The organism is Salmonella sp. SG203, assembly GCF_013350575.1.
GTDB lineage: Bacteria > Pseudomonadota > Gammaproteobacteria > Enterobacterales > Enterobacteriaceae > Salmonella > Salmonella enterica.
On sequence record NZ_SNMT01000022.1, the window covers coordinates 63,518 to 77,102 of the forward strand.

Annotated in this window: 11 protein-coding genes; 7 read left to right on the forward strand and 4 right to left on the reverse strand. The window is 53.4% G+C overall.

Annotation, left to right across the window (positions count from 1 at the left end):
* Positions 1 to 3: 3 nt before the first annotated feature.
* Together viaA and ravA are read right to left on the reverse strand one after the other, a co-directional pair.
* Positions 4 to 1,455, reverse strand: coding sequence for an ATPase RavA stimulator ViaA (gene viaA, locus HV477_RS22510; protein ID WP_000956592.1), 1,452 nt, complete (start codon positions 1,453 to 1,455; stop codon positions 4 to 6).
* A complete protein-coding gene (ravA, locus tag HV477_RS22515; protein ID WP_000940975.1) occupies positions 1,449 to 2,945 on the reverse strand; it encodes an ATPase RavA in 1,497 nt (498 codons plus the stop codon). The genes viaA and ravA overlap by 7 nt, the downstream gene beginning before the upstream one ends.
* 347 nt (positions 2,946 to 3,292) lie before the next feature.
* Between ravA and kup the strand changes: the two genes are divergently transcribed.
* The 7 genes from kup to rbsR all read left to right on the forward strand — a co-directional run bounded on the left by kup (position 3,293) and on the right by rbsR (position 11,241).
* A complete protein-coding gene (kup, locus tag HV477_RS22520) occupies positions 3,293 to 5,161 on the forward strand; it encodes a low affinity potassium transporter Kup (protein WP_000102338.1) in 1,869 nt (622 codons plus the stop codon).
* A 197-nt stretch (positions 5,162 to 5,358) separates the two neighbouring features.
* Complete coding sequence (rbsD, locus tag HV477_RS22525; RefSeq protein WP_000715945.1) at positions 5,359 to 5,778, forward strand: D-ribose pyranase; 420 nt, start codon at positions 5,359 to 5,361, stop codon at positions 5,776 to 5,778.
* 7 nt (positions 5,779 to 5,785) lie between these two features.
* On the forward strand, positions 5,786 to 7,291 hold the full coding sequence (gene rbsA / locus HV477_RS22530; protein WP_000339359.1) for a ribose ABC transporter ATP-binding protein RbsA: 1,506 nt from the start codon (positions 5,786 to 5,788) through the stop codon (positions 7,289 to 7,291).
* A gap of 5 nt (positions 7,292 to 7,296) precedes the next feature.
* Positions 7,297 to 8,262, forward strand: coding sequence for a ribose ABC transporter permease (gene rbsC, locus HV477_RS22535; protein WP_000211345.1), 966 nt, complete (start codon positions 7,297 to 7,299; stop codon positions 8,260 to 8,262).
* 24 nt (positions 8,263 to 8,286) lie between these two features.
* A complete protein-coding gene (rbsB, locus tag HV477_RS22540; protein ID WP_001056260.1) occupies positions 8,287 to 9,177 on the forward strand; it encodes a ribose ABC transporter substrate-binding protein RbsB in 891 nt (296 codons plus the stop codon).
* A gap of 132 nt (positions 9,178 to 9,309) precedes the next feature.
* On the forward strand, positions 9,310 to 10,239 hold the full coding sequence (gene rbsK, locus HV477_RS22545; protein ID WP_000844728.1) for a ribokinase: 930 nt from the start codon (positions 9,310 to 9,312) through the stop codon (positions 10,237 to 10,239).
* 3 nt (positions 10,240 to 10,242) lie between these two features.
* Positions 10,243 to 11,241, forward strand: coding sequence for a ribose operon transcriptional repressor RbsR (gene rbsR, locus HV477_RS22550; protein ID WP_000224495.1), 999 nt, complete (start codon positions 10,243 to 10,245; stop codon positions 11,239 to 11,241).
* Here rbsR and mdtD read toward each other — a convergent pair.
* Both mdtD and HV477_RS22560 read right to left on the reverse strand, forming a co-directional pair.
* Entirely contained in the window at positions 11,207 to 12,634 is a 1,428-nt protein-coding gene (gene mdtD / locus HV477_RS22555; RefSeq protein ID WP_000202071.1) for a multidrug transporter subunit MdtD, read from the reverse strand. The genes rbsR and mdtD overlap by 35 nt on opposite strands.
* 11 nt (positions 12,635 to 12,645) lie before the next feature.
* Complete coding sequence (locus HV477_RS22560) at positions 12,646 to 13,350, reverse strand: FadR/GntR family transcriptional regulator (protein ID WP_001131144.1); 705 nt, start codon at positions 13,348 to 13,350, stop codon at positions 12,646 to 12,648.
* Positions 13,351 to 13,585 lie beyond the last annotated feature (235 nt).

Below are 13,585 nucleotides of genomic sequence, written 5' to 3' on the forward strand. Positions count from 1 at the left end.
CCGTTAACGCCGCCAGCGTCTCAGCAGGCGGCTTCGCATCCCGGTGTCAAAGCGCCAGATATGATCGAAAATGCGCATGATGCCGGGTTTGCCGTGCGCCGACATCGCCACCGCATGGAATCGATGCTGGTGAAGACGCTGCAACTCTCCCACTTTGCTCACCACGTCATCCGGCAAGCGCTGGGCGATAAAATCCGAAATGACCACCGCATCGGCATCAAACCATTCCCGTCCCTGCATTCTTTCAATAATGGCGCGAAAACAGCTGGCGATATCCGTGCCGCCGCGAAAACGTTGACTTAAAAAGCGGATAGCCTGCTCGATACCTTCCGGGCCGGAGAGTTCATAACGCACAACGTCAGTGGAAAACAGCATAATAAAGCAGCGGCGGTTATCCGCCAGCGCAACGCGCATCAACGCCAGGCAGAACGCTTTTGCGCACTGCTCGTTAAATCCTCCCATCGAGCCTGAAGTATCGACGCAGACAATAAACGGTCCGCGCGGCTGCTCGTCGACATCCTGGTGTACTACCGGCCGTTCGGTCACTTTCTCACGCCATGCTTCGCCATGCAGGCGATAGGTGAGGAGCTGTTTTTCCACTAACCGGCGGTAGAATTCATATTCCAGCTCGGTGATACCGAGCGTCGCCAGCTCTGGCGGCAACAGGCGCAGAATATCATCGCTTTGCTGTATACCGTCAACCTGCTCCGGCACCGTTGCGGGTTCGCGCACCAGTGTACGAAAGGTTTCCATCGGCGCGTCTTTTTTCGGTACCGATTTGGCTTCCCGCGAACGTCCCAGTTGTTCAGCCAGTTGCATTAGCTCCGGCTGGGCGGCGAGAAATTCGCCGTATTTTACGATCAGTTGATAATCACCACGTTTAAGCTGGCCCGCGCTCATATCCCACAGGCGGCCTGCGGCATTATCATTTTCCGCCAGCGTCGGTTCCAGTTGCCCGCTCAGCGTCATCCGTTCCTGAACGTCACTCAGCAACTGCTCGCGCTCTTCTTCCAGTAGTTGTTGGTTTAACGTGGTGGCCTGCACGACCAGACTTAACCGCCAGCGTTGCAAAAAAAGCGTGTGTAGCGCAGGGGTAAAGGTACTGTTGCTCTCCGTCAACTGCTTCGCCTGCGCGGCATACGGTGAATGCAGGCGGTGAAGCAACGCCAGTATTTGCGGCAGTTGCACGATGAACTGTGGGGTAGAGAGAAGTTGGCTTTGCTGATAACACATGACCTCTTCCGTGAGTTCCGGCGGAACGCGTGCGTCTTTAAGACGGCTGCGTAGCGCTTCCCGCCAGCGCGGGAGATCGGCGGTCACGGCGTTTTTTAAACGCGGAAACTTTTCAAAGAAAATGACCAGCTGTGGGGAAGCCAGTAGCGCGAGGATCATCTCTTCGACCATTCCCTCTTCGCTGACGGCCAGCATGGTATTTAGCGTATCCAGCGTCAGCATTGTTGCGCCTGGCGGATCTGTTCTCCTACATCCTGCAGGCTGGCCTCAATGCGCCCTAACCAGTCGCTGTGAATAAACAGGCAATGTTGCTGCTCGCTGAAGCGGGTATGCTGCTGGCGCCAGTCGTTTTCTAACGTTTCCAGCTGCTGTTTGATCTCCGCAGGCATACTGTCTTCAGCCGCTCCCGGTAACGCCAGACGGGTACCTTGTAGACTGATGTCGCGCACCACCAGATGTTGAGCGTTATCGACTTCCATATTCAGCGTTTGGGCAAAGCCGATCCCGTTCAGTTTGCCGCGGATCTCGCCGCCTTTGGTCAGCCAAAGTTCCAGCGCGCTGCGGTCAAAAGTAATATGGATCACTTCCATATCATGCAGTTTTAGCGGTTTTTGTAGCAATAACGTCAACGTTGACGCACTGGCTTCCGGCGGTAAAGTGTAATGCGGGCGGCGGCTGAACATACCGCCTTCTTTAATGACGGTGAAGGCGGTTTTATCGCTTTGCTGTTGCTGCAACTGAAGGCGACGCTGGACGATACCGCCGAGGCGAGTCAGCATGGCCTGCTGCTGCCAGGCGTGTCCGGTCATCAATATTTCCAGTTGCTGTTGCATGAGATTCAGACTCTGCGCGTCATACCACAAGCAATCTTTTAGCAGGATAAGGTCAATCGGCGCAACCGCGTCGCGTCCGCTAAAGAAGGCGCTGGCCTGTAACAGGCGGATGGCTTTCTTCCAGCGACGGTCGGAGACATAAGGCGCATTCGGCAAATTATCCAGCTGTTGGCGCAAAGTAAATATCAGCTCAAAGACCGGATCAGGCAGCGAAATCGCGCCGATATCTTTTTGCCACTGTTGATATTCTTCGTCGCTAACCTGTAACGAGGCGGGGACCGGGTTATCACTCTCATCCTGCTGACTAATCAGCATGGAGCGGAAATTGGCTTTATCCTGAACTTTATCCAGCCACAGGCGAATCAACATTCGGTCGTACAAGGCTTCCAGGCTGCTGTCCGCTTCGGGCAGTTCGTTAGAGGCCGCCACCAGCAGCCGCATCGGAATTTTTTCCTCAAATGCGCCGTTGCGGAAATGGCGTTCGTTAATGGCGGTCAGCAATGTGTTCAGGATAGCGGGCCCGGCTTTCCAGATTTCATCCAGAAAAACGATTTCGGCTTCGGGAAGGTAGCCGGTCGTTAAGCGTTCATAGCGACCTTCATCTTTCAGCGCCTGAATAGAGAGCGGGCCAAAAACCTCTTCCGGCGTGGAAAAGCGTGTCATCAGATATTCAAAAGCGCGGGCGCGCTGGAAAGCAAACTTCAGGCGGCGGGCAATCAGACTCTTGGCGATACCGGGCGGGCCCAACAAAAAGACGCTCTCACCGCTTAACGCCGCCAGTAGGCACAGGCGTATGGCGTGACTACGTTCATACAGCCCCTTCTCAAGGGCGCTGCTCAGACGGGAAATTCTTTCCGCTAATAAATGTGGGTGAGCCATAATAAAGAGGCGTCCTTTCGACAAATGGATCATGCTAATTGCGAGTATAGACGTTTCACCACCGGGGCTGTAATCGTCTGACGCGCTGTTTATTTTTCTTTGAGCCAGGTTAATCTGGCTTCATTTAGGGGTACGATTTTATGATTAATCGTGCATACTGTGCGCTTTTTTGTGGGCCAAGGGACTAAGCACACATTTCATATCTATACACTCATTCATTCAAACTACATCAAGGCGGCAAAGGAGTGAATCCCCTGGCACTGACTTAAACGTGTGACTGGGGTAAGCGAATGCAGCCGACAAGGAGGTAGTGTGAAGGGTGACGTGTATAAACGAAAGATGAGTCTATGAGCACTGATAATAAGCAATCGTTGCCTGCGATTACCCTCGCAGCTATTGGGGTTGTCTACGGTGATATTGGTACCAGCCCGCTTTATACGCTTCGTGAATGTTTGTCCGGTCAGTTTGGTTTTGGCGTTGAACGAGATGCCGTGTTTGGTTTTCTGTCGCTGATCTTCTGGCTACTCATCTTTGTGGTTTCCATCAAATATCTCACCTTCGTGATGCGCGCCGATAACGCGGGTGAAGGTGGAATTTTGACGCTGATGTCGCTTGCCGGGCGTAATACCTCGGCGCGCACCACATCCATGTTAGTTATCATGGGACTGATAGGCGGCAGCTTTTTCTATGGCGAAGTGGTCATTACGCCGGCGATTTCAGTGATGTCGGCGATTGAAGGCCTGGAAATTGTCGCGCCGCAGCTGGATACCTGGATTGTCCCGCTTTCCATTATTGTGCTGACTCTGTTGTTTATGATTCAGAAGCACGGTACGGGAATGGTAGGGAAACTCTTTGCGCCGATCATGCTGACCTGGTTTTTAATCCTGGCGGTACTTGGCCTGCGCAGTATTATCGCCAATCCCGAAGTGTTACATGCGCTGAATCCTGTCTGGGCGGTACGTTTTTTCCTTGAATATAAAACCGTATCGTTTATTGCGTTGGGCGCGGTGGTGCTGTCGATTACCGGCGTAGAGGCGTTGTACGCCGATATGGGACACTTCGGTAAGTTCCCGATTCGCCTGGCGTGGTTTACCGTGGTATTGCCGTCGTTAGTACTGAACTACTTTGGTCAGGGCGCATTGCTACTAAAGCATCCGGAAGCGATTAAAAACCCCTTCTTCCTGTTGGCACCGGACTGGGCGTTAATTCCGCTGCTGATTCTGGCCGCGCTGGCGACAGTGATCGCCTCCCAGGCGGTTATTTCTGGCGTCTTTTCGCTGACGCGTCAGGCCGTGCGTCTTGGCTATTTGTCGCCAATGCGCATTATCCATACCTCCGAGATGGAGTCCGGTCAGATCTATATCCCTTTCGTTAACTGGCTGCTTTATTTCGCGGTCGTGGTTGTTATTGTTAGCTTTGAGCACTCCAGCAACCTGGCGGCGGCCTATGGTATCGCCGTGACCGGCACGATGGTGCTGACGTCTATTCTTTCTACGACCGTGGCGCGTAAGAACTGGCACTGGAACAAATATTTTGTCGCGCTGATCCTCATCGCGTTCCTGTGCGTGGATATCCCGCTGTTCTCGGCTAACCTCGATAAATTGTTGTCCGGCGGTTGGCTGCCGCTGAGCCTGGGTCTGATCATGTTCACGATCATGACCACCTGGAAGAGCGAGCGTTTCCGTCTGTTGCGTCGTATGCATGAACACGGTAATTCGCTGGAAGCGATGATTGCTTCACTGGAGAAGTCACCGCCGGTTCGGGTGCCGGGTACTGCCGTATACATGTCGCGCGCGCTCAGTGTGATCCCTTTTGCTTTATTGCATAACCTGAAGCACAACAAAGTGTTGCATGAGCGCGTAATCTTACTGACGTTGCGTACGGAAGATGCGCCTTATGTGCATAACGTTCGCCGGGTGCAGATTGAGCAGTTGTCTCCGACATTCTGGCGCGTGGTGGCTAGCTACGGCTGGCGCGAAACGCCAAACGTTGAAGAGGTGTTCCACCGCTGCGGTCTGGAAGGGCTTAGCTGTCGGATGATGGAAACGTCGTTCTTTATGTCGCACGAGTCGTTGATTGTCGGCAAACGCCCGTGGTATTTGCGTCTGCGCGGCAAGCTGTATTTGTTGTTGCAACGTAACGCCCTGCGCGCGCCGGATCAGTTCGAGATCCCGCCTAACCGTGTGATTGAGTTAGGTACGCAGGTCGAGATTTAACCTCCCATCAACATGCCGGGGGCCGCGTTGGCTTACCCGGCCTGGCCAATCCGTAGATTCCCACAAGATAATCGCCTGATTTCCGCTAGCGAAACGTTTCGACGGCGATCACAATTCTGTTACGTCATGATGGTTTTATGAACACATCCAGGGTTACACTGCGGCCAGCGAAACGTTTCGCTAGTGGAGCAGAAAAAATGAAGAAAGGCACCGTACTCAACTCTGAAATCTCGTCGGTCATTTCCCGTCTGGGGCATACTGATACTCTGGTGGTCTGTGATGCGGGTTTACCCATCCCGAATAGCACCGCGCGTATCGATATGGCACTAACCCAGGGCGTACCTTCTTTTATGCAGGTGGTGGATGTCGTGACCCGGGAAATGCAGGTTGAGTCGGCGATTCTTGCAACGGAAATCAAACAACAGAATCCGCAGCTCCACGAAACGTTGCTCACTCACCTTGAGCAACTGCAGCAACACCAGGGAAACACCATAAAAATTAGTTATACGACACACGAACAATTCAAAAAATTGACTGCAGACAGTCAGGCGGTGATTCGCAGCGGGGAGTGTTCCCCGTATGCGAACGTCATTCTTTGCGCTGGCGTCACGTTCTGAGGCCGCTATGGACGCATTACTGCAACTCAAAGGGATCGATAAAGCGTTCCCCGGCGTGAAGGCTCTCTCCGGCGCCGCGTTAAACGTTTATCCTGGCCGCGTTATGGCGCTGGTGGGGGAAAACGGCGCCGGAAAATCCACCATGATGAAAGTATTAACCGGCATCTATACGCGAGATGCGGGATCGTTGTTATGGCTGGGTAAAGAGACCACCTTTAATGGGCCTAAATCGTCTCAGGAAGCCGGGATCGGCATTATTCATCAGGAACTGAACCTGATTCCGCAGTTGACCATTGCGGAAAACATCTTCCTGGGCCGTGAGTTTGTGAATCGCTTTGGCAAAATCGACTGGAAAAAGATGTATGCCGAAGCCGACCACCTCTTAGCCAAACTCAATCTGCGTTTTAAGAGCGATAAGCTGGTGGGCGAACTCTCTATCGGCGATCAGCAAATGGTGGAAATCGCCAAAGTGCTGAGCTTCGAATCCAAAGTCATCATTATGGATGAACCGACCGATGCGCTGACCGACACTGAAACCGACTCTCTGTTCCGCGTTATCCGCGAATTAAAATCGCAGGGGCGCGGCATTGTCTATATCTCCCACCGTATGAAAGAGATCTTCGAAATTTGCGATGACGTGACGGTCTTCCGCGATGGGCAATTTATCGCCGAGCGTGAAGTGGCCACGTTGACCGAAGATTCTCTTATCGAAATGATGGTGGGACGTAAGCTGGAAGATCAGTACCCGCATCTGGATAACGCGCCGGGTGAGATTCGCCTGAAGGTCGATAATCTGTGCGGACCGGGCGTGAATGATGTCTCTTTTGTGCTGCGAAAAGGCGAGATTCTTGGCATCTCCGGCCTGATGGGCGCCGGTCGCACCGAGCTGATGAAAGTATTGTACGGCGCGATGCCGCGAACCAGCGGTTACGTGACGCTCGATGGACACGAAGTGGTGACGCGTTCTCCGCAGGACGGGCTGGCCAATGGCATCGTTTATATCTCTGAAGACCGTAAGCGCGATGGACTGGTGCTCGGCATGTCAGTTAAAGAGAATATGTCGCTGACTGCGCTGGATTATTTCAGCCGCGCTGGCGGAAGCCTGAAACACAAAGATGAGCAGCAGGCGGTGGGGGATTTTATCCGTCTGTTCAACGTCAAGACGCCGTCAATGGAACAGGCGATAGGCCTGCTTTCTGGCGGTAATCAGCAAAAAGTGGCGATTGCTCGCGGGTTGATGACGCGCCCGAAAGTGCTCATTCTCGACGAGCCGACCCGCGGCGTGGACGTCGGCGCCAAGAAAGAGATTTACCAGCTTATCAACCAGTTTAAGGCCGACGGCCTGAGCATCATTCTGGTCTCATCTGAGATGCCAGAAGTATTAGGCATGAGCGATCGCATCATCGTCATGCATGAAGGGCATCTCAGCGGTGAATTTACTCGCGAGCAGGCCACCCAGGAAGTGTTAATGGCTGCCGCAGTGGGCAAGCTTAATCGCGTGAATCAGGAGTAAAAAAGATGACAACCCAGGCTGTTTCTGGTCGCCGTTATTTCACTAAAGCGTGGCTTCTTGAGCAGAAGTCGCTCATTGCCCTGCTGGTGTTGATCGCGATTGTTTCGACGTTGAGCCCCAACTTTTTTACCGTTAATAATCTGTTCAATATTCTTCAACAGACCTCCGTCAACGCCATTATGGCGGTGGGGATGACGTTGGTGATTCTGACATCGGGGATCGATCTGTCCGTCGGTTCCCTGCTGGCGCTCACCGGTGCGGTTGCCGCTTCAATCGTCGGCGTTGAAGTGAATGCGCTGGTCGCGGTTGCCGCCGCGCTGGCGCTGGGCGCTGCGATTGGCGCCGTCACTGGCGTTATCGTCGCGAAGGGCCGCGTACAGGCGTTTATCGCTACGCTGGTGATGATGCTGCTACTGCGTGGCGTGACGATGGTTTACACCGACGGTAGCCCGGTCAACACCGGCTTTACCGATAACGCCGATCTGTTTGGCTGGTTCGGTATCGGTCGTCCGCTGGGCGTTCCTACGCCGGTCTGGATCATGGCTATCGTCTTTATCGCCGCCTGGTATATGCTGCATCACACCCGTCTGGGACGCTATATCTACGCGCTGGGCGGTAACGAAGCGGCGACGCGTCTGTCTGGCATTAGCGTGAGCAAAGTGAAAATTATCGTCTATTCACTTTGCGGGCTGACAGCATCGCTGGCGGGTATCATTGAAGTGGCGCGCCTCTCTTCCGCGCAGCCGACGGCGGGTACCGGCTATGAGCTGGATGCTATTGCCGCCGTGGTGCTGGGCGGCACCAGCCTTGCAGGCGGTAAAGGACGCATTGTTGGGACATTGATCGGCGCATTGATTCTCGGCTTCCTTAATAATGGTTTGAATTTGTTAGGTGTTTCCTCCTATTACCAGATGATCGTCAAAGCGGTGGTGATTTTGCTGGCGGTACTGGTAGACAACAAAAAGCAGTAACAACGACTACAGGACATCTGAAATATGAACATGAAAAAACTGGCTACCCTGGTATCTGCTGTTGCGCTGAGCGCCACCGTGAGCGCGAATGCAATGGCGAAAGACACCATTGCGCTGGTGATCTCTACCCTCAATAATCCCTTCTTCGTGTCGTTAAAAGACGGGGCGCAAAAAGAGGCGGATAAACTGGGTTATAACCTGGTGGTGCTGGACTCCCAGAACAACCCTGCCAAAGAGCTGGCGAACGTGCAGGATTTAACCGTTCGCGGGACCAAAATTTTGCTGATCAACCCGACTGACTCCGATGCGGTGGGTAACGCGGTGAAGATGGCTAACCAGGCGAAGATTCCGGTTATCACACTTGACCGCCAGGCAACCAAAGGTGATGTCGTCAGCCATATCGCGTCTGATAACGTGCTGGGCGGTAAGATTGCTGGCGACTATATCGCGAAAAAAGCTGGTGAAGGCGCCAAAGTGATTGAGCTGCAAGGCATTGCCGGAACATCTGCGGCGCGTGAGCGTGGCGAAGGTTTCCAGCAGGCGGTAGCCGCCCACAAATTTAATGTCCTGGCCAGCCAGCCTGCCGATTTCGACCGTACTAAGGGTCTGAACGTCATGCAGAACCTGCTGACCGCGCATCCGGATGTTCAGGCTGTCTTCGCCCAGAACGATGAAATGGCGCTGGGCGCACTGCGCGCGCTGCAAACTGCCGGTAAAGCAGATGTGATGGTGGTTGGATTTGACGGTACGCCGGATGGCGAAAAGGCCGTAAAAGATGGCAAACTGGCAGCGACTATCGCTCAGTTACCGGATCAAATCGGCGCCAAAGGCGTTGAAGTAGCGGATAAGGTGCTGAAAGGCGAAAAAGTTCAGGCCAAATATCCGGTTGACCTGAAACTGGTCATCAAGCAGTAATAAACGACACGGGTCAACTATGGCCTGATGGCGACAGAAATACGCGAGCCTCCGCTGAGGTGAACGTAAAAAAAGAAAAGCAGGGCACGCGCCACCCTAACCGGTGGCGCACTTTGACGTGGAACCCCGAATATGAAAACCGCAGGTAATCTCATCGTCCTTGGCAGCATTAATGCCGATCATATCCTTAATCTTGAGTCCTTCCCTACCCCGGGTGAAACGGTAACCGGTAGCCATTATCAGGTCGCGTTTGGCGGGAAAGGCGCGAATCAGGCGGTTGCTGCGGGACGTAGCGGGGCAAATATTGCGTTTATCGCCTGCACGGGCGATGACGATATTGGCGACAGTATTCGTAAACAATTAGTCAGCGATCGTATTGATATCGCGCCAGTTAGCGTTATTAAAGGCGAGTCTACCGGGGTGGCGCTGATTTTCGTTAACGGCGAAGGCGAGAACGTCATCGGTATTCATGCCGGAGCGAATGCCGCGTTATCGCCGGCGTTGGTTGATGCGCAACGTGAACGTATCGCGCAGGCGGATGCGTTACTGATGCAGCTGGAATCGCCGCTGGAAAGCGTACTGGCGGCGGCGAAAATCGCCCATCAACATCATACTACTGTTGCGCTGAACCCGGCGCCTGCCCGTGAGCTACCGGATGAACTGCTGGCGCTGGTGGACATCATCACGCCAAATGAAACGGAAGCTGAAAAGCTGACGGGCGTGCGTGTGGAAAATGACGACGATGCCGCGAAAGCTGCGCAGGTTTTGCATGATAAAGGCATTCGAACCGTATTAATTACCTTAGGAAGCCGTGGCGTCTGGGCCAGCGTAGACGGCGAGGGCCGCCGCGTTCCTGGATTTAGCGTTGAGGCTGTCGATACCATTGCCGCCGGAGATACGTTTAACGGCGCCTTTATCACCGCGATACTGGAGGAGACGCCGTTGCCGGAAGCGATTCGCTTTGCCCATGCCGCCGCCGCGATTGCCGTAACGCGTAAAGGCGCGCAGCCGTCCGTTCCGTGGCGCGAAGAGATAGAAGCGTTTTTACATCAGCAGGGGTAACGCTTGGCTACTATGAAAGATGTTGCCCGCCTGGCGGGAGTCTCTACATCGACGGTCTCTCACGTTATTAACAAAGATCGCTTTGTGAGTGAGACGATAACCGAAAAAGTTGAAGCGGCGATTAAATCACTTAACTATGCGCCTTCTGCGCTGGCGCGAAGCCTCAAGTTAAACCAGACCCGCACGATTGGTATGCTAATTACCGCCAGTACCAACCCTTTTTATTCCGAACTGGTGCGCGGCGTTGAGCGAAGCTGTTTTGAGCGCGGTTATAGTCTGGTGTTGTGCAATACCGAAGGCGACGAGCAACGGATGAACCGCAACCTGGAGACGCTGATGCAAAAACGGGTAGACGGTTTACTGCTGCTGTGTACCGAAACGCATCAGCCTTCTCGTGAAATCATGGAGCGTTATCCGTCTATTCCTACCGTCATGATGGACTGGTCGCCGTTTGATGGCGAGGGCGGTAGCGATCTCATTCAGGATAATTCGTTGTTAGGCGGCGATCTTGCCACCCAACACCTTATCGATAAAGGATTTACCCGAATAGCCTGTATTACCGGTCCGCTGGACAAAACGCCAGCGCGTTTGCGGCTGGAGGGGTATCGGGCGGCGATGAAACGCGCAGGGCTGGCTATTCCGCAAGGCTATGAGATCACCGGCGATTTTGAGTTTGGCGGCGGCTTTGACGCCATGCAGGCGTTACTCGCCCATCAACAGCGACCGCAAGCGGTTTTTACCGGAAACGATGCGATGGCTGTCGGCGCCTATCAGGCGCTATATCAGGCGGGGCTTCGTATTCCGCAAGATATGGCGGTCATTGGCTATGATGATATTGAGCTGGCGCGCTATATGACGCCGCCGCTGACGACTATCCATCAGCCGAAAGATGAATTGGGCGAGCTGGCTATTGATGTGTTGATTCATCGGATGGCGCAGCCCGCCTTGCAACAACAGCGACTTCAGCTTACTCCGGTTTTGACGGTGCGTGGGTCGGTTTAGATTTATGCCGTTCTTTAATCAGATTGTTGCCGTCTTTGGCTCTTAGCAGCATAAACATCAGCGCGGACACGATAGTGATCGCCCCCATCGTGATAAAGGTATAGTGGAACTGTTCCACGGTACTGGTGCCCGCAAAACCTTCATAAATACGTAACACCGCCGCGCTGATCGCCACGCCTAAACTGATAGACAATTGCTGCGTAACCGCCAGAACGCTGTTGCCGCTGCTGGCGTTATCGTCCGTCAGATCCGCAAGAGTAATCGTATTCATTGCCGTAAATTGAGTGGACATCGCCATTCCAAGAATGAATAGCGGCAGTACGAGCATCCAGATCGGCATGGCGGGAGATTGAAACGAAAACTGGGCAATCATCAGACCGATAAATACCGTAATGCCGACCAGAGTCTTCCGGTATCCCAAACGTCGTAAAACCTGCGTTACGGTCGATTTCGCGATAATAGAACCCAAAGCTGTCGGCGCCATCATGCAGCCGGCGATCAGAGCCGGGTAGCCAAAACCAACCTGTAGCATTAACGGCATCAAAAAAGGTACGCAGCCTGTCCCCAGACGCGTGGCGAGGTTGCCGGCAATGCCAACGGAAAATGTGCGTGTCTTAAACAGCGATAGTGATATTAACGGTGTCGGATGACGGCGGGCGTGGCGGATATAGGCCAATAGTAGAACGATACTGCAAAAAATAATGGCGGATGCGATCCATGTCGCCACAATCTTTTCGCCAAACAGTTCCATTCCGCTGGAAAATAAAACCAGACTTAACCCAAAAAGAAAGAAGCCGGTCATGTCAAACTTGCGACGCGGCGTGGTGAAGTTGGGCATATATTTGCGGGCATACAGAATGCCTGCAACCCCAATGGGAATATTAATCAGGAAGATCCAGTGCCAGCTTGCCCAGGTCACCAGTACGCCGCCTAATACCGGCCCCAAAATCGGACCTACCAGCCCCGGCATAGTGACAAAGTTAAGAACGGGCAGCAGCTCACTACGCGGATAGGCTCGCAATAACGCCAGCCGCGCCACTGGCATCATCATCGCTCCGCCAACGCCTTGTACGACGCGAAAAATAACCAATTCAGATAGTGAGCTGGAGAGCGCGCAGGCCAGCGAGCCTAACGTAAACAGGCTTACGGCGACCATAAAGACGCGACGCGTACCGAAGCGGTCAGCCAGCCAGCCGCTTACCGGAATTAACATGGCTACTGTCAGGGTATAACTGATAATAGCGGACTGCATGGCGAGTGGGGAACGGTTAAGGCTATGCGCAATAGCCGGTAAAGCGGTATTCAAAATGGTGGCGTCTAGCGCCTGCATAAAGAAGGCCATTGCCGCGATCCACGGCAGGCCAGCCATACTGCGCGCTTTTTTGCTGGTCATTCAATATCCTGTTAATTATCTGGTCTCTCATTGGGCGCTATTAACAACGCCTGGCAGGCCTGGAAAGCGCGTTCGCCGTCGCCATCAGCGATGGCATCAACAATGGCCTGGTGCAAATCCAGCTTTACCACCTCGTTATAGGTGATTGAGGTAAAGTAAGTGTGATAAACCGAATGAAATAGCGTAGCAAAAGAGATTAGAAAGGGATTGGCGCTCATTTCGTAGATATGCTCGTGCCACGCCATATCCACTTCAATCCAGCGTTCACGCTTAAAATGCTTTTTCAGCGCTACCATCTCTTCCATTAAGGCATTAAGCCGCGCTTTCTGCTCCGGTGTGCCAAGCGTCGCCGCCAGCAGGCAGGCTTGCGGCTCCAGGCTAATACGCATCACCAGAAAATGATCCACCACCTGATGAAAATTTTCTTCCGTCATCCACCAGGTCAGCAGCTCTTGATCCAGAAAGTTCCAGTTTCCCTGCGGCATCACCCGCGTACCAATGCGCGGACGGGGTAGCACCATGCCTTTAGCCGTCAACGTTTTCACCGCTTCGCGAACTGCCGTTCGACTTACGCCGTACTGCTCGCCCAGTTCTATTTCGCCGGGAAGAATCGTACCGGGGGCGTAGTCACCCTTTAATATCCGCTGCGCCAGCTTTTCAGCCAGAACATAGGATAGATTTTTCTGTGCGGCTAATTGTTGTGCGCTTAAAGGCATGAATGTTCTTCCTTTCTCTTTCGTTTGGTTATTAGTATGCCACCTGGAAGTGTGATTGCAGTTGCAATAACGGCAATTTGCTTATTTTATGGCACGTTAAGCACGCTATTGATGAAAAAAGAGACACTCAGAAAATTATTTTAAATTTCCTCTTGTCAGGCAGAAATAACTCCCTATAATGCGCCACCACTGACACGGAACAACGGCACACAGGCCGCCGGGTCAGCGGGGTTCA